This window comes from Streptomyces shinuiensis, from assembly GCF_043660855.1.
Lineage (GTDB): Bacteria > Actinomycetota > Actinomycetes > Streptomycetales > Streptomycetaceae > Streptomyces.
In genome coordinates, this window is record NZ_JBIHML010000001.1 from 1,613,239 (window position 1) to 1,628,572 (window position 15,334).

Here is a 15,334-nt window from a genome sequence, read left to right on the forward strand (position 1 = left end):
GCTCGGGCCGAGTTCGAGGACATCCGCCTCCGTGCGGGTCGTGGACGCGTCCGGGGCCCGCCGCTTGCGCGCGGCGGGCCCCGGATACGGGTGGGAGCGTCAGCCCGCGCCGACGAAGACGGCCAGCAGCAGCCAGACCACGGGGGCCGTCGGCAGCAGGGAGTCCAGGCGGTCCATGATGCCGCCGTGGCCGGGCAGCAGGGTGCCCATGTCCTTGATGCCCAGATCACGCTTGATCATGGACTCGCCGAGGTCGCCCAGGGTGGCGCTGCCGGCCGCGGCCAGGCCCAGCAGCAGGCCCTGCCACCAGACGCCGCCGTCGATGAGGAGATGCATGCACAGCGCGCCCGCCACCATCGCGAATGCCACCGCTCCAAGCAGGCCCTCGCGGGTCTTGCCGGGGCTGATGCGCGGGGCGAGCTTGTGCGTGCCGAAGCGCCAGCCGACCGCGTACGCCCCGGTGTCACTGACGACGGTGAGCAGCAGGAAGGTGAGCACCCGCTGCGGGCCGTCGTCGGCGGCGAGCATCATGGCTACGAAGGTGGCCAGGAAAGGGACGTAGAAGGCGGCGAAGACACCGGCGGTGACGTCCCGCAGGTACTCCGCGGGGTCCTCCGTCATCCGCCACACCAGTACGGCCAGCGCGGTGAGCGCGGTGGCCACCCAGGCGCCCTCCGCGCCGCGGACGTAACCGGCGATGACCATCGAGGCGCCGCCGACGGCCAGCGGCACCAGCGGCGCCCTGATCCGCTTGCGTTCGGCGAGACGGGAGGTCAGCTCCCACAGCCCGACCACGACGGCGGCGGCGATCACGCCGACGAAGACGTGCTTGTAGACGAAGAGCGAGGCGATGATGACGGCGCCCAGCCCCAGGCCGACCCCTATCGCGGCGCGCAGATCACGGCCCGCCCGCTTGCGGCCCGAGGAACGGCCCCGGGGCGAGGGGGCGGCAGGCTCCGCTCCGGGACCGGTCCGCGGTCCGGGCCGGCCGCCACCGGGGGCGGGGCCGCCGAACGGCCGCCCGGCCGCCCGGCCGTCACGATCGTCCTGGTCACCGCCGGGGGCGTCGGGCACGATGGGCATACGCCGAGTCTGCGACGCCTCGGCGTCCTCGTGCATGTAACCCGCCGGGGCCTGGGCCGCCTCTGCGCGGAGCGGGGAGGAGAGACCCTGTTCGGGGGTGCTCCGGTATCCGAAGTGGCCGGGATGGGCGGGGTGGCCGGGGCGACCGGAGGGCCCGGCGCCCGGCGGTGGTACTCCCCAGGATGAGTCGTTCACGAAAATCGCAGCCTCGAAACCTCAGACCTCGAGAAGCTCGGCTTCCTTGTGCTTGAGCAGTTCATCCACCTGTGTGACGTACTTGGAGGTGGTGTCGTCGAGCTCCTTCTCCGCGCGGCGGCCCTCGTCCTCGCCGATGTCGCCGTCCTTGATGGCCTTGTCGATGGCCTCCTTCGCCTTGCGGCGGACGCTGCGGATGGAGATCTTGGCGTCCTCGGCCTTGCCCTTGGCGACCTTGATGTACTCCCGGCGGCGCTGCTCGGTCAGCTCCGGGAAGACGACGCGGATGATGTTGCCGTCGTTGGAGGGGTTGACACCGAGGTCGGAGTCACGGATGGCCTGCTCGATGTTGCGCAGCGCGCTCTTGTCGAACGGGGTGACCACGGCCATGCGCGGCTCGGGCACCGAGAACGACGCGAGCTGGTTGATCGGGGTCATCGCGCCGTAGTAGTCGGCCACGATCTTGTTGAACATCGCCGGGTGCGCACGGCCGGTGCGGATCGCGGCGAAGTCCTCCTTGGCGACGACGACCGCCTTCTCCATCTTCTCCTCGGCCTCGAGGAGGGTCTCTTCGATCACCACGTGCTCCTGGTTCGATGAATTGAGCCGGAAAGCCCTGATTCCTGCACGGTGTCCGACCGGCAGGCTGTTGTCCATCCCCGTACCGTGCCCATCGTGCGGCACGGAGTTGCCGTACGGTGCCGTCTGCGGCGGCTCCCGTACGGACGTCGTTTCGTGTCCGCCGCCGGCGTCAGGCCCGGGAGCCCTGGTCGCTCACCAGCGTGCCGATCTTCTCACCCCGGACCGCCCTGGCGATATTCCCCTCGGCCAGCAACTCGAAGACGAGGATCGGGAGCCTGTTGTCGCGGCAGAGGGTGATGGCGGTGGCGTCGGCCACCCTCAGCTCGCGGGCGATGACCTCGCCGTACCCCAGAGCGTCGAACTTCACCGCGTCGGGGTTGGTCGCCGGGTCGGAGTCGTAGACGCCGTCCACGCCGTTCTTGCCCATCAGCAGCGCCTCGGCGTCGATCTCCAGGGCGCGCTGGGCGGCGGTGGTGTCGGTGGAGAAGTACGGCATGCCCATGCCGGCGCCGAAGATGACCACGCGCCCCTTCTCCAGATGCCGTACGGCCCTCAGCGGGATGTAGGGCTCGGCGACCTGCCCCATGGTGATGGCGGTCTGCACACGGGAGTCGATGCCCTCCTTCTCCAGGAAGTCCTGGAGGGCGAGGCAGTTCATGACCGTGCCGAGCATGCCCATGTAGTCGGACCGGGCCCGGTCCATACCGCGCTGCTGGAGCTCGGCACCGCGGAAGAAGTTGCCGCCGCCGATGACGACGGCGATCTCGGCACCGTCACGGACCACGGCTGCGATCTCGCGGGCGACCTTGTGCACGACGTCGGGGTCGACTCCGAGCCCTCCCCCGCCGGCGAACGCCTCACCGGAGAGCTTCAGCAGGAAGCGGCGGCGGTCGCGGTCCTTGTCGGAGGCTTTACCTCCGGGCTCGTTGCCCTGTTTCATGCGGATCTCCTCGTGCACACGCGTGAGGAGGCCATTGCCGGTGGTTCCTCTCGGTCCCCGAAAGCGGCAATGGCCTCCTCGTCACAACTGCGGTCGTCCGGTCCGTACACGCCTGCGCTCAGTGCGCGACGCACCGGGACGGGCCCCCGTCAACCCGACCCTAACCGGGAGCGGGCGTACGGATCAGGCGCCGACGCGGAAGCGGGCGAAGCGCTTCAGCGTGACACCGGCCTCGTCCAGGACCTTCTGGACGGACTTCTTGTTGTCCTTGGCGAAGGGCTGGTCCAGGAGGCAGTTCTCCTTGAAGAAGCCGTTCACCCGGCCATCGACGATCTTGGGCAGAGCCTGCTCGGGCTTGCCCTCCTCGCGCGCGGTGGCCTCGGCGACACGGCGCTCGTTCGCGACGGTCTCCTCCGGGACGTCCTCACGGGAGAGGAACTTCGGCGCGAACGCGGCGATGTGCTGCGCGACGTCCTTGGCGACCTCGGCGTTCTCCTGCTCCAGCTCGACCAGTACGCCGACCTGCGGGGGCAGGTCCGGGCTGGTGCGGTGCATGTAGGCGGCCACGTAGCCGCCGGAGAACTGCGCGAAGCGGTCGAGGACGATCTTCTCGCCGAGGGTGGCGTTGGCCTCGTCCACGTACGTCCGGACGGTCTTGCCGGACTCGATCTCGGAGGCGAGCAGCGCCTCGATGTCGGCCGGGGAGGTGGCGGCGACATGTGCTGCGATGGCGTCGGCGACGGCGAGGAACTTCTCGCCCTTGGCGACGAAGTCGGTCTCGCACTTGAGCTCGACCAGCACACCGGACTTCTTGTCGTCGGCGATCAGGGAGACGACGGCGCCGTTCTCGGCGGTGCGGGACTCGCGCTTGGCGACGCCCTTCTGGCCCTTGACGCGGAGGATCTCGACGGCCTTGTCGACATTGCCCTCGGCCTCGTCCAGCGCCTTCTTGCAGTCCATCATGCCGGCGCCGGTGAGCTCGCGGAGCTTCTTGACGTCAGCGGCGGTGTAGTTCGCCATGGTCGGTGAATCTCTTCTCGAAAGGTCGATGAGGATGGATCGATCTACGGGACGGGCATGCGGCCGGGGGCGGCGCTCATGGCACTGCCCCCGGCCGTACCACCTGCGGCGTCGGTCAGGCCTGCTCGGCCGGCTTCTCGCCCTCGGCGGGGGCGGCCTGCTCCTCGGCCGCCGGAGCCTCGGGGGCGGCCTGCTCCTCAGCGGCCGGGGCCTCGGCGGGGGCCTCGCCCTCCTTGGACTCGGCGGCCTTCTGGGCGTCGCCCTCGAGCAGCTCGCGCTCCCACTCGGCGAGCGGCTCGCCGGCGGCCTTCTCGCCCTTGCCCTCGCCGGCGGCGCCGGAGCGGGCGATGAGGCCCTCGGCCACGGCGTCGGCGATCACACGGGTGAGCAGGGTGACGGAGCGGATCGCGTCGTCGTTGCCCGGGATCTTGTAGTCGACCTCGTCCGGGTCGCAGTTGGTGTCGAGGATCGCGACGACCGGGATGTTCAGCTTGCGCGCCTCACCGACGGCGATGTGCTCCTTCTTGGTGTCCACGATCCAGACGGCGCTGGGCACCTTCTGCATGTCGCGGATACCGCCGAGGGTCTTCTCCAGCTTGGCCTTCTCGCGGGAGAGGACCAGAAGCTCCTTCTTGGTGAGGCCGGAGGCGGCCACGTCCTCGAAGTCGATCTGTTCGAGCTCCTTCAGGCGCTGCAGGCGCTTGTGGACGGTCGAGAAGTTGGTCAGCATGCCGCCGAGCCAGCGCTGGTTGACGTAGGGCATGCCCACGCGCGTGGCCTGCTCGGCGATGGCCTCCTGGGCCTGCTTCTTGGTACCGACGAACATGATGGAGCCGCCGTGGGCGACGGTCTCCTTGACGAACTCGTAGGCGCGGTCGATGTACGACAGCGACTGGAGCAGGTCGATGATGTAGATGCCGTTGCGCTCGGTGAAGATGAATCGCTTCATCTTCGGGTTCCAGCGACGGGTCTGGTGCCCGAAGTGGACGCCGCTCTCCAGCAGCTCCCGCATCGTGACGACGGCCATGGCCGTATCTCCTTGGATCACTCGGTTGTACACGGCGGCCGGACGGCCGCCGCCCCTGACGCCCCGATGCGCCTGCCTGCGAAGTCGACGGTCTGAAGACCGTCTTCGAGGACCGAGATGCGCTGCCGCCTGTGGAAGGTGGCGGGGCGTGCGAAGTCGATCCGGTGACCCGGATCGCACCAGAAGTGTACGGGACCGGGGAAGCGGCGGGCGACACGCATGGGGGCGGATGCCGCGGCTGCGGGCGGTGCCGTCCCCGGTCCGGGTGACGCGGTTGTCCACAACCGGCCGGTACTCCACAGCCTTCGCCCGAGATCGTCTCCGTCCCGCGTTCCGCGCCACGCTGTCCTCATGGGATGCCGACTCCGCGCCGCGCTGCTGTGCCGCCCGCCCCTCCGCCCGCCCCTCCGCCTGTCGCTCTGCCTGCTCCTCTGCCTGGTGCTGACGCTTCTCATCGCGGGGGCGGCGGCGGCCCGGGGTGCCTCCGGGGACGGCCCGTCCGGCTCCGGCCGGGTCAGGCCGGTGCCGGGAGCGGTCGGACGTGGCTGGGAGCCGCCGCCCGAACGATGGTCTGCCGGCCACCGGGGTGTGGACCTGGCGGCTCGCCCCGGGGAGCCGGTGCGCGCGGTGGCCGCGGGCCGGGTCTCGTTCGCGGGGGAGGTCGCCGGACGCGGGGTGGTCTCGGTCGAACTCGCGGGTACGGGATCCCCTCCGCTGCGCACGACGTACGAACCGGTCGGCGCGCGGGTGCGCGAGGGCGACCGGGTCGCGGCGGGGGATGTGGTGGGCGTGCTGGAGGCGGACGGTTTCCACTGCCCGGTGGGGTGCCTGCACTGGGGGCTGCGCCGCGGTGACGCCTACCTGGACCCGCTCTCTCTGCTGGGCCGCGGTCCGTCCCGGCTCCTTCCGGTGCTGGGGGTCCCGCTTCCGGAGGAACCGGAGAGCCGGCGGGGCGACTCGATGCGGGTGGCGGCCGCCCAGGGCTCCCCGTCCGCGGGTTCGTCCGGGGCGGGGGCGGCTCTGGTCCTGGCGGTGGCCGCGTTCTGGGCGCAGCGCCGCCACGTCCGGCTTCACGAGGGGAAACCTTCTCGGGTGGAACGCGGCGTTCGACGGCCGGACGCGCCCCGGACGCCCGCGGGTGCCCTTGTCACTGCCGTCGGGAGGATACCCGTACCGGAAGGGTCGGCGGCTGGAAAAGCCGGGCGACGGGCCGGGACCGGACGAAGGAAAGGGGCTCAGCCCGCGACACCGTGGAGCGCCATCGACACGGCGGCCCGCGTGATCCGGTCCGGGTCCTCGGCGGCGCCCAGCTCTATACGGCGGACCGCTGCGTCCACCACGCCCTGCAGCAGGGTGGCCGTCAGCCGTGGCTCGTCGTGGCCGAGGACCGCGAGTGCGTCCACCACCATGGTGATCAGTCCACCGTGGGCCGCACGGATCTTCTCCCTGGCGCCGGGGTCCAGTTCACCGGCCGAGATGGCCACGACAGCCCGGTGGCGCCGGTCGCCGGCCAGTGCCAGCTGCCGCCGCACATAGGCCTCCACCTTCGCCTGGGGGGTGTCGGCCCGCTCCATGGCGTCCTCCACTTCCGCTGCCCAGACGGGGAAGTCCACGGCGCACAACTCCTCGACGACGGCGGCGCGGGAGCGGAAGTACTCGTAGACGGAGGAGCGCGCCAGTCCCGTGCGGGCCGCCAGCGCGGGGAAGGTCAGCGCCTCCGTGCCGCCCTCGGACAGCAGGGATCGTGCTGCCTCCAGCAGGGCGTCGCGCTGCATCGTCCGGTGCTCGGCCACGGAGGCCGCTCGAATCCTGGGCACGGGTCCCACTGTAGGGAGGGCGGTACCGGTTCAGCGACCGACATCGGCGAGCTTGGCCCGAAGCTGCAGTACGGACTTGGTGTGGATCTGGCTGACCCTGCTCTCCGTGACACCGAGCACCTGCCCGATCTCGGCGAGGGTGAGCCCTTCGTAGTAGTAGAGGGTCACCACCGTCTTCTCGCGTTCGGGCAGGGTGTTGACCGCCCGGGCCAGCAGCCGCCGCAACTCGCGGTCCTCGGCGATCTCGACGGGGTTGTCGGCGGCCGTGTCCTCCAGAGTGTCCATGAGGCTCAGCCGGTCGCCGCCCTCCGCGCCGCTGTGGAGCACCTCCTCCAGGGCGACCACGTTGGCCAGCGGCAGCCGGCTGAAGATCCCGTGGAGCTCCTCCAGCGGGATCCCCATCTCATTCGCGACCTCGGCCTCCGACGGCGTACGCCGCAGCGCCGCCTCCAGCTCGGCGTGGGCACGCTCGAACGCACGGGCCTTCTGCCGTACGGAACGGGGAATCCAGTCGAGCGCCCGCAGTTCGTCGATCATGGCTCCGCGGATGCGGGTGATGGCGTAGGTCTCGAACTTGATCGAGCGCCCCGGGTCGAACTTCTCGATCGCGTCGATCAGCCCGAACACCCCGGAGGAGACGAAGTCGGCCTGCTCCACGTTGGTGGGCAGGCCGACACTGACGCGTCCGGCCACGTACTTGACCAGGGGCGAGTAGTGGAGGATCAGCTGTTCCCGCAGCCGCTCGTCGCCCGTGCACTTGTATGACCGCCACAGTTCGTCGAGCGATCTGGGCGGGGCCGGGCGTGCAGCGCAGCCGGCTGCAGTCGGTTCTGCCGTGGCCGTGCGGTCGGGCCCGGTGATGTGATGGGGCATGCGTCGTCTTGAGCCGTTCTGCCGTGATCTGTGCGCTGACGCCGGTGAGGGGCGTACGAAGGGGCCGGGAACCTTGGGAGCGTAGCGTGACTGCGGCGTCGCTCAGTGCGAGGATCGGTCGGTCGGGCATGCGCAGATACGTTCCGCTGCCCGCACCCCGGGGTTACCCGGATGGCCTGAGCGGCACGGCCGGGCCATGCGGAATGAAGCGTTCAGCGATCATGTCTCTCACCCTTTCACTCGATCGCTCCAGGTCAAGGACCGCCTCGTCACCTGTTGGTGTGTTGGTTGGCCGCTCTGGCCAACTGCCAGTGGTCACCGTTGCGTTCGAGGAATCCGAGTGACCGCAGTTCCTGGAGGCGGACGAGCGCGCGGTCCTCCGCGAGGGCGGCGGCGCGCGCCACCGCCCCGACGCCGAGAGCACCCCGGGCGGGCAGTGCCTCCAGAACGCACGCCGCCTCCGGGGACAGCAGGTCGCGCGGCACCACGGGCCCGCGCCGCTCGGGGGCCAGTTCGCCGATCGCGCCGACCAGCTCGACGATCTCGGCGGCATCGGTGACGACGATGCCCTCACCGCGCAGGAGTTGGTGGACACCCGCCGAAAGTCCGCTGGTCACCGGACCGGGAACGCCCATGGTGATCCTGCCCAGCCCGAGGGCCCGCCGCGCGGTGACCAGCGAGCCGCTGCGCAGTTCCGCCTCCACCACCACAGTGCCGCGGGTGAGGGCGGCGATCACGCGGTTGCGCAGGACGAAGCGACTGCGGGTGGGGTGATCGCCGGGCGGCAGTTCGGCGACCAGCAGTCCCTGCTCCCCGATGCGCCGGATCAGCCCGCCGTTGCCCGGCGGGTAGGCCACATCGACTCCGCAGGCCAGAACCCCGACGGTCGCTCCCTCCACCGTCAGAGCTCCGCTGTGCGCGGCGCCGTCCACTCCGTACGCCGCGCCGGAGACCACCGTCCAGCCGCGCGAGGCCAGGCTGGAGCCGAGCGTCGCGGCCACGTGGGCGCCGTAGTCCGTGCACGCCCGGGAGCCGACGACGGCGACCGAGCGCAGTGCCCACATCCGCAGCGAGGCCCTGCCTCGCACCCACAGGCCCACGGGACGCCCGTCGCCCAGGTCGTCCAGCTGGCTCGGCCACTCGGCGTCACCGGGGCAGACGAAACGCCCGCCCAGTCCGCCGATCGCGGCGAGGTCGGCTTCGGGGTCGAGCCCTCGCGCGCGCTGCCGCAACCCGGCCCAGCGGGTCCGGGACGCGCCGGGCAGCGGGGAGTCGGACCCGAACGCCTTGAGCGTCTCCGCCGCCCCGTACCGGTCGAGCCACCGGTTCACCGCCTCGTCTCCGGGCTCCCCGATCCTGGTGAGCGCCGCCCGGGCCACACGCTCCTCGCGGCCGGTCACACCCGCCCTCCCGCGAGTGCCGCGCCGCGCCGGACCCCGGTGCGCAGCTCCAGCGCGCCGTCCACGTCCCCGGCCGTGGGCCGGTCGTGTCCGGCGAGGTCGGCCAGGGTCCAGGCGACCCGAAGGACGCGGTCCAGACCTCGTGCGGTGAGCAGGCCGCGTTCCATGTCCTCCTCGGCCCGGCCGAGCGCTCCCGGGCTACCGGGCCACCGGGTCCGCAGTTCGTGGCCGGGAACCTCGCTGTTGGTGTGCCAGGGCGTGTCGGCGTAGCGGGCGGCGGCGCGCTCGCGAGCGGCGAGTACGCGAGCGGCCACGGTCCCGGTGGACTCGGACCGGGCGCCGGGGGCCGTCAGTTCGGAGCGGGTGACGGGTTCGACGGTGACCCGGAGGTCGACACGGTCCAGCAGTGGCCCGGACAGCCGTGCCCGATAGCGTCTGACCGATGAGGGCCTGCACTCGCAACCGCCGCCCCGGGAGCCGTGCCGGCCGCAGGGGCACGGGTTGGCGGCGAGGGCGAGCAGGAAGCGGGCGGGCATGCGCATCATGCCCTGGGCCCGGGCCACGACGACCTGCCCCGACTCCAGCGGCTGGCGCAGTGCGTCGAGCACCCGCGCGCTGCATTCGGCCGCTTCGTCAAGGAACAGCACACCGTGGTGGGCGAGGGAAACCGCTCCGGGCCGGGGCAGACCGCTGCCGCCGCCCACCAGGGAGGCGGTGGTGGCCGAGTGGTGCGGGGCACAGTAGGGGGGCCGCTCGACCAGCGGCTGGCCGGGCGGCAGCGCCCCGGCGACGGAGTGGACGGCGGTGGCCTCCAGCGCCTCCTTCGGGGTGAGCGGCGGCAGCAGCCCGGGGAGTCGTTCGGCGAGCATGGTCTTGCCCGCTCCCGGCGGTCCTTTGAAGAAGATGTGGTGGCGCCCCGCGGCGGCTACCTCCAGCGCCCTGCGTGCGGATCTCTGACCGGCGACCTCGGCGAGGTCCACCCTGCGTTCACCGCCCAGCCCCGCGATCCCTCCGCCCGCGCCGGGCACGGTGAGACCGGCGAGCATGGTGGCGTCGGTGCCGTACCCCTCCGGGCACTCCTCGTCGGGGACGGGCGCGTCGGTGAGGACGGCGACGAGTTGGCGCAGGGAGCGGACGCCGAGGACGGAGACGCCGGGGACCAGTGCGGCTTCGGGGGCGGTCTGCTCGGCGACGACGACCTGGCGGTACCCGGCGTCCGCGGCGGCCAGGACCGCGGGCAGGACGCCGCGGACGGGCCGGACGCGCCCGTCCAGGCCCAGTTCGCCGATCATCACCAGTCCGGTGAGTTCGCGGGGGGCGATCCGCTCGGCGGCTCCGAGCACCGCGCAGGCGACCGCGAGGTCGAATCCGCTGCCGCTCTTGGGCACCGAGGCGGGGCTGAGTCCGACGGTGAGTTTCTTCTGGGGCCAGTCGACACCGGAGTTGACGACCGCGGCCCTGACCCGGTCGCGGCTCTCCACCAGGCTCTTGTCGGGCAGGCCGACGAGCGTGAAGGTGGCCAGCCCCGGTTCGAGATCGGCCTGGACCTCGACGACCACGCCCTCGACGCCCACGAGCGCGACCGAGCAGGTACGGGCGAAGCCCATGTCAGGCCACCCCCCTCACGTGCTGCACCCGGGGGGCGCCGCGCTCGGGCAGGACGATGCCGACGAGGTCGATGCGCACGCCCCCGGTCGGCGGACGGCCGTACCGGGTGAGCCAGCGTTCGCTGAGCCACTGGGAGGCGAGTCTGCGCAGCCGCTCGGCCTTGCGCGGGGTCACGGCCGACATCGGGTGGCCGTACGGGCCGGCCCGGCGTGTCTTGACCTCGCAGACGACGAGTGCGTCGGCGTCCCGGGCCACGATGTCGATCTCGCCACCCCGGCAGCGCCAGTTCCGTTCGAGGACGGCCATGCCCATCTCGCGCAGCCGCCGGGCGGCCAGGTCCTCGCCGTAGCGCCCGAGTGCGTTCCTGCCGTTCATCGGTACCACCTCCGGCGCCGACTGTGACGGCTGGGGGGCGGGTTGGATGATCATGGTCCGGTTCGGTGGACCACCGATCGGTTGTGGATATCTCACTCACTCGCGCGAGCTATCCCGTGGGCGCGGCGTTGACGGAGTGGCGGTCGGTGCCGGACTCACCTCTTGAAGCCGGAGTCCTCGGGCAGGTCCAGATCGCTCTTGTTCAGCTCCTCGATGTTCACGTCCTTGAAGGTGAGCACCCGCACCTGTTTGACGAAGCGGGCCGGCCGGTACATGTCCCACACCCAGGCGTCGGCCATAGAGACTTCGAAGAAGACCTCACCCTGAACCGAGTGCACCTGCATCTCGTAGTCGTTGGTGAGATAGAAACGGCGTTCGGTCTCGATCACGTACCTGAACAAGCCGACGACGTCCCGGTACTCCCGGTAGAGCTTCAGCTCCATCTCGGTCTCGTATTTCTCGAGGTCCTCGGCGCTCATGGCATGTTCCCCTTCAGCCGTGCGTTCCCCCATTGTGCGTCAGCACCGTGCGCTTGCCGCGGACCGAGCCGATCGCCCCGTACCCGGCGCCGCCGAGGATCAGCAGGGCGCCGGCCCCGACCGCGGCCAGGGCGGGGCCCAGCGGTCCCGGCCGGGAGGTCCCGCCGGGCAGGTCCGCGAAACCGGCTGGGCGCTCGACCATGCCCGCGTGGCCCAGCGGCCAGACGGTGGCGTCGACCCGGCCCGTCACCGCCTCCCTGGGCACGGAGCCGTTGTCGGCGTCCTCCAGGTGAGTGCGCGAGTCCAGTGATCCCTCCCGGTGGTCGCCGAGGAGGAAGAGCTGCCCTTCGGGCACGGACGCCTCGAAGGTGGCGAAGGAGGCGCGTTCCCGCTCCAGCCGGTACGGCTCGTCGACGGGATCGCCGTTGACGGTCAGCTTCCCCTGCTCGTCGCAGCACTCCACGGTGTCGCCACCGACGCCGACGACGCGTTTGATCACCGGCATGTCGCCCCACAGCGGATCGAGGAAGACGACGACGTCACCGCGCCGGACCTCGTCACCGTCGATGCGCTCGGCCAGCACCCGGTCCCCGGCCTCGACGGTGGGCGACATGGAGTCGGTGGGTACGGCGTAGGGCTGGTACAGCACGGCGGCCCAGACGAAACCGCCCAGGAAGAGGACGCAGCCGATCGCCGTGGCCGCCGACGACAGCACCTGGCCCACGCGGCCGCGGCCTTTCCCGGTACGTTCGGCTCTGCTCACTCGCACTCCCGGAAAAGGTCTGGGTCCACCGGCGGTCTGCGCCGCACCCTACCCCCGGGTAGGCTCCCGGGTCAGCCCGCTGCCCGCCCGTCCGTCCCGCTCCCAGTGCCGGGCGCCGTCCCGGACCCTCCGGCGGACTCTTCCGCGTTCCCCTTCACGGCCCTCGCCCCCAGGCGCCGCCGCCACATGACCAGCGGCACCGCGCCCGCCAGGCCCAGCGCCGCGGGAGCCGCGGCCAGGCCCTGCTCGGCGAAGGTGTCGGGCACCGGGAGGGTGCCCCAGCGGTCGATCGGCCACGCCTTGACCACGGCCCGCCCCACGACCTCGTCCACGGGCACCGTCCCCTGTCCGGGGAGCTGCTGGTGGAAACGGGAGTCCAGGGAGTTGGAGCGGTGGTCGCCCATCACCCAGATCCGGTCCTCGGGGACCTTGACCGGGCCGAAGCCCTCACCGCCGCAGGGGGAGTCTCCGGGGTAGACGTAGGCCTCCTCCTCCAGGGCCTTGCCGTTGACCGTGACGGGGCCGTTCTTCTCGCACGCCACGGTGTCGCCGCCGACCGCGATGACCCGCTTGATCAGGTCCTGCTCCTCGGCTGAGGGCATCAGGCCGATGAAGCTCATGAAGTCCTGGAACACGTTGGTGTCCTGCTGGACCGACGGGTCGAGCCAGCCCCCCGGGTCGTGGAACACGACGACCTCGCCGCGCTCGGGCTCGGCCCCGAACCAGGGTGTCAGTTTGTCCACCAGCACCCGGTCGCCCCGCTGGAGGGTGTTCTGCATCGAGTCGGAGGGGATGGAGAACGCCTGCAGCAGGAACGTCTTGATCCCCAGGGCCAGCAGCAGCGCGATACCGATGAGGATGGGCAGTTCCTTCAGGAAGGAGCGTTGCTTCTTTTCCGTCACTCTCTCTCCGCTGTCCGGGCCCGCGGCCGTTTCCTCACCGCGCTCCACGGGCTCGCCTTCGGCCCGCCGCTCGGGCCCGTCCGCGTCGGAGCGCGCTCCGACCGACACGTCCCCCACATCCACTCCTCACACCGATACCGCTCTTACCGCGCTGCAGCCCGCGCCTCAGCCGGTGCAGACCCACGCCTGCCACTCCCATAACGAGCGGGAGTTCCGCAGGGCTCGGGATGTGCGCCATGTCTTCGCCTCCGTCATCGTCGGCGCCCGCGGCCGCGGAGGCGGTCTCGCCGCGCGGATCCGGTACCGACGCGTAGGTCTCGGGCTCCTCCAGCCGTCGCCAGTGGGAGTAGGGCCAGGCGATCACCACTGCCTTGCCCACCACCAGGCTCTCCGGAATGGTCCCCTTCCCCGGATCCTGCAGGTGGTAGCGGGAGTCGGCGGAGTTGGAACGGTGGTCGCCCATCACGAAGATGCGGCTTTCGGGCACCTTCACCTCGAAGCGCATCTGCGAGGGCGCGTTGCCCGGGTGGAGGTACGGCTCGTTCAGCGGTGTGCCGTTGACCGTCACCCGGCCGTCCTCGTCGCAGCACACGACGGTGTCTCCGCCGACGCCGACGACCCGCTTGATCAGGTCCTGCTCCTCGGCAGAGGGCAGCAGGCCGATGAAGGTCAGGAACTGCCTGCCCTGCCTGATGCCCACGGGGTCGTCCCGCTCCGGCTCCTCCCCGGGGGGCAGCCAGCCTCCCGGGTCCTTGAAGACCACCACGTCGCCGCGTTCGGGGCGCGAGCCGAACCAGGGCGTGAGCTTGTCCACCAGCACCCGGTCGTCGATCCTGATCGTCTGCTCCATCGAGCCGGAGGGGATGACGAACGCCTGGACCAGGAACGTCTTGAGCACCAGCGCGATCAGCAGTGCGACGCCCACCAGGACGGGGATCTCCTTGGTCACCGACAGCCGTCGGCGCCGCCTGATCCGCTTGGCGGCGCGCCGCCGGTCGGCCCGGCCCTCGCCGGGGCCGCGCAGTGTGCTCCCGTGCTCCGGCGGTGTACCGCCACCGCGGGCGGCACCCGCCCGCAGGCCGTCGCGCGGCCGTCCGCGCCTACCCATCCCGGCCCCGCAGGGAGGTCCAGCGGCTGGCCGGCCAGACGATCCAGTCGGCCCGGCCGATCACCCTCTCCACCGGTACGGTGCCGCCGCCGGGGGATCCGAGGTGGTCCCGGGAGTCGCTCGACCGGGAGCGGTGGTCGCCCATCACCCACAGCCGTCCCTCGGGGACCGCGATGTCGAACGGGACGGCCGAGGGCCGGTCGCCGGGATGCAGGTAGGCCTCGTCCACCGGTTCGCCGTTCACCTCGATCCTCCCCCGTTCGTCGCAGCACCTGACCCTGTCGCCGCCGACTCCGACGACCCGCTTGACGTAGTCGGTTCCCCGCGACGGCCCCCGGTCGAACGAACCGGTGCCGTCGAACACCACAACGTCTCCACGCGCCGGAAGGTTGCCGAAACGGTACGCCAGCTTGTTCGCCAGGACGCGGTCGCCCGCTTCGAGGGTGTTCCCCATCGAGCCGCTCGGGATGCGGAAGGGTTCCGCCGCGAACGCGTGGACCAGCAGGAGCAGCACGGCGACCGCGGCCACCGGACGCACGAAACGCGACCGGCTCCCCCATCCCCGTACGGGGTGGGGGGAGCGGTCGCGCTCCATGGGTCGCTTGTGCTGTTCGTCGGTGTTCATCGAGCCGAGAGCCTAACGCGGCGGCGCGGCGGACACCGGTGCGGACAGCGGCGCGGGGGCCGTGCCCCGCGGGCGGCGCCGGACGCCGGCGCACCCCGGCACTCCGCCGCGCGGACCGGTCTCGGATCAGCGCTCGCGCTTCTCCTTGATCTTGGCGGCCTTGCCGCGCAGCTCGCGCAGGTAGTACAGCTTGGCGCGGCGGACGTCACCGCGGGTGACGACCTCGATCTTCTCGACGATCGGGGTGTGCACCGGGAAGGTGCGCTCCACGCCGACGCTGAAGCTGACCTTGCGGACGGTGAAGGTCTCGCGGACGCCGGAGCCCTGGCGGCGGATGACGACACCCTTGAACTGCTGCACACGGGAGCGGTTGCCCTCGATGACGCGCACGTGGACGTTGACGGTGTCACCGGGGCGGAAGGCGGGGATGTCGCTGCGCAGCGAGGCGGAGTCGACGCTGTCGAGAAGGTGCATGACCGTCTGCTTTCCTCGCCGATGCCACAGGTCATCGGCGGAATCGTTCGTTGGGTTCGGTGA

General features: G+C 71.4%; 16 protein-coding genes and 1 pseudogene. 1 reads left to right on the plus strand and 16 read right to left on the minus strand.

The features are described 5' to 3' along the window. Positions 1-99 precede the first annotated feature (99 nt). The 5 genes from ACGRHY_RS06960 to rpsB all read right to left on the minus strand — a co-directional run bounded on the left by ACGRHY_RS06960 (position 100) and on the right by rpsB (position 4,847). The gene (locus ACGRHY_RS06960; protein ID WP_394634524.1) at positions 100-1,278 is read right to left on the minus strand and encodes a phosphatidate cytidylyltransferase; all 1,179 of its coding nucleotides are present in this window, start codon (positions 1,276-1,278) and stop codon (positions 100-102) included. Positions 1,279-1,299: 21 nt separating this feature from the next. Then, entirely contained in the window at positions 1,300-1,857 is a 558-nt protein-coding gene (frr, locus tag ACGRHY_RS06965) for a ribosome recycling factor (RefSeq protein ID WP_093662313.1), read from the minus strand. A gap of 172 nt (positions 1,858-2,029) precedes the next feature. After that, positions 2,030-2,800, minus strand: coding sequence for a UMP kinase (gene pyrH, locus ACGRHY_RS06970; protein WP_394634525.1), 771 nt, complete (start codon positions 2,798-2,800; stop codon positions 2,030-2,032). 183 nt (positions 2,801-2,983) lie between these two features. Beyond that, positions 2,984-3,820: a translation elongation factor Ts gene (gene tsf / locus ACGRHY_RS06975; protein ID WP_394634526.1), complete on the minus strand. Its 837-nt coding sequence runs from the start codon at positions 3,818-3,820 to the stop codon at positions 2,984-2,986. Positions 3,821-3,935: 115 nt separating this feature from the next. Beyond that, the gene (gene rpsB / locus ACGRHY_RS06980; protein ID WP_394634527.1) at positions 3,936-4,847 is read right to left on the minus strand and encodes a 30S ribosomal protein S2; all 912 of its coding nucleotides are present in this window, start codon (positions 4,845-4,847) and stop codon (positions 3,936-3,938) included. A gap of 351 nt (positions 4,848-5,198) precedes the next feature. Here rpsB and ACGRHY_RS06985 point away from each other — a divergent pair. Continuing rightward, positions 5,199-5,657, plus strand: a pseudogene (locus tag ACGRHY_RS06985) (peptidoglycan DD-metalloendopeptidase family protein); the annotation flags it as partial. A 425-nt stretch (positions 5,658-6,082) separates the two neighbouring features. Here ACGRHY_RS06985 and ACGRHY_RS06990 read toward each other — a convergent pair. The 11 genes from ACGRHY_RS06990 to rplS all read right to left on the minus strand — a co-directional run bounded on the left by ACGRHY_RS06990 (position 6,083) and on the right by rplS (position 15,271). Next, entirely contained in the window at positions 6,083-6,640 is a 558-nt protein-coding gene (locus ACGRHY_RS06990) for a TetR/AcrR family transcriptional regulator (protein ID WP_394637953.1), read from the minus strand. Positions 6,641-6,694: 54 nt separating this feature from the next. Further along, positions 6,695-7,537: an RNA polymerase sigma factor WhiG gene (whiG, locus tag ACGRHY_RS06995; protein ID WP_394634528.1), complete on the minus strand. Its 843-nt coding sequence runs from the start codon at positions 7,535-7,537 to the stop codon at positions 6,695-6,697. A gap of 269 nt (positions 7,538-7,806) precedes the next feature. Beyond that, positions 7,807-8,937 carry a DNA-processing protein DprA gene (gene dprA, locus ACGRHY_RS07000; protein ID WP_394634529.1) on the minus strand — a complete coding sequence of 377 codons (1,131 nt, stop codon included), beginning with the start codon at positions 8,935-8,937 and terminating at the stop codon, positions 7,807-7,809. Beyond that, entirely contained in the window at positions 8,934-10,544 is a 1,611-nt protein-coding gene (locus ACGRHY_RS07005; RefSeq protein ID WP_394634530.1) for a YifB family Mg chelatase-like AAA ATPase, read from the minus strand. The genes dprA and ACGRHY_RS07005 overlap by 4 nt, the downstream gene beginning before the upstream one ends. Position 10,545: 1 nt before the next feature. Further along, complete coding sequence (locus tag ACGRHY_RS07010) at positions 10,546-10,920, minus strand: YraN family protein (protein WP_394634531.1); 375 nt, start codon at positions 10,918-10,920, stop codon at positions 10,546-10,548. Between the two features lie 155 nt (positions 10,921-11,075). Next, on the minus strand, positions 11,076-11,399 hold the full coding sequence (locus ACGRHY_RS07015) for a DUF2469 domain-containing protein (protein WP_237876658.1): 324 nt from the start codon (positions 11,397-11,399) through the stop codon (positions 11,076-11,078). Between the two features lie 13 nt (positions 11,400-11,412). Next, positions 11,413-12,162 (minus strand): signal peptidase I, encoded by a 750-nt coding sequence (gene lepB, locus ACGRHY_RS07020; RefSeq protein ID WP_394634532.1) that lies wholly within the window; start codon positions 12,160-12,162, stop codon positions 11,413-11,415. 71 nt (positions 12,163-12,233) lie between these two features. Next, positions 12,234-13,172: a signal peptidase I gene (lepB, locus tag ACGRHY_RS07025; protein ID WP_394637954.1), complete on the minus strand. Its 939-nt coding sequence runs from the start codon at positions 13,170-13,172 to the stop codon at positions 12,234-12,236. Continuing rightward, positions 13,099-14,172 carry a signal peptidase I gene (lepB, locus tag ACGRHY_RS07030; RefSeq protein WP_394634533.1) on the minus strand — a complete coding sequence of 358 codons (1,074 nt, stop codon included), beginning with the start codon at positions 14,170-14,172 and terminating at the stop codon, positions 13,099-13,101. Before lepB (ACGRHY_RS07030) ends, lepB (ACGRHY_RS07025) begins: the two co-directional genes overlap by 74 nt. Continuing rightward, on the minus strand, positions 14,165-14,797 hold the full coding sequence (lepB, locus tag ACGRHY_RS07035; protein ID WP_394634534.1) for a signal peptidase I: 633 nt from the start codon (positions 14,795-14,797) through the stop codon (positions 14,165-14,167). Before lepB (ACGRHY_RS07035) ends, lepB (ACGRHY_RS07030) begins: the two co-directional genes overlap by 8 nt. A 126-nt stretch (positions 14,798-14,923) precedes the next feature. Next, positions 14,924-15,271, minus strand: coding sequence for a 50S ribosomal protein L19 (rplS, locus tag ACGRHY_RS07040; protein ID WP_394634535.1), 348 nt, complete (start codon positions 15,269-15,271; stop codon positions 14,924-14,926). Between the last annotated feature and the right edge of the window lie 63 nt (positions 15,272-15,334).

Coding starts and splice junctions, on each gene's coding strand:
- lepB (WP_394634534.1), bottom strand. CDS start 14,797: ATGAACACCGACGAACAGCACAAGCGACCCATGGAGCGCGACCGCTCC.
- tsf (WP_394634526.1), bottom strand. CDS start 3,820: ATGGCGAACTACACCGCCGCTGACGTCAAGAAGCTCCGCGAGCTCACC.
- rplS (WP_394634535.1), bottom strand. CDS start 15,271: ATGCACCTTCTCGACAGCGTCGACTCCGCCTCGCTGCGCAGCGACATC.
- ACGRHY_RS07010 (WP_394634531.1), bottom strand. CDS start 10,920: ATGAACGGCAGGAACGCACTCGGGCGCTACGGCGAGGACCTGGCCGCC.
- pyrH (WP_394634525.1), bottom strand. CDS start 2,800: ATGAAACAGGGCAACGAGCCCGGAGGTAAAGCCTCCGACAAGGACCGC.
- whiG (WP_394634528.1), bottom strand. CDS start 7,537: ATGCCCCATCACATCACCGGGCCCGACCGCACGGCCACGGCAGAACCG.
- ACGRHY_RS07015 (WP_237876658.1), bottom strand. CDS start 11,399: ATGAGCGCCGAGGACCTCGAGAAATACGAGACCGAGATGGAGCTGAAG.
- lepB (WP_394634533.1), bottom strand. CDS start 14,172: ATGGGTAGGCGCGGACGGCCGCGCGACGGCCTGCGGGCGGGTGCCGCC.
- rpsB (WP_394634527.1), bottom strand. CDS start 4,847: ATGGCCGTCGTCACGATGCGGGAGCTGCTGGAGAGCGGCGTCCACTTC.
- ACGRHY_RS07005 (WP_394634530.1), bottom strand. CDS start 10,544: ATGGGCTTCGCCCGTACCTGCTCGGTCGCGCTCGTGGGCGTCGAGGGC.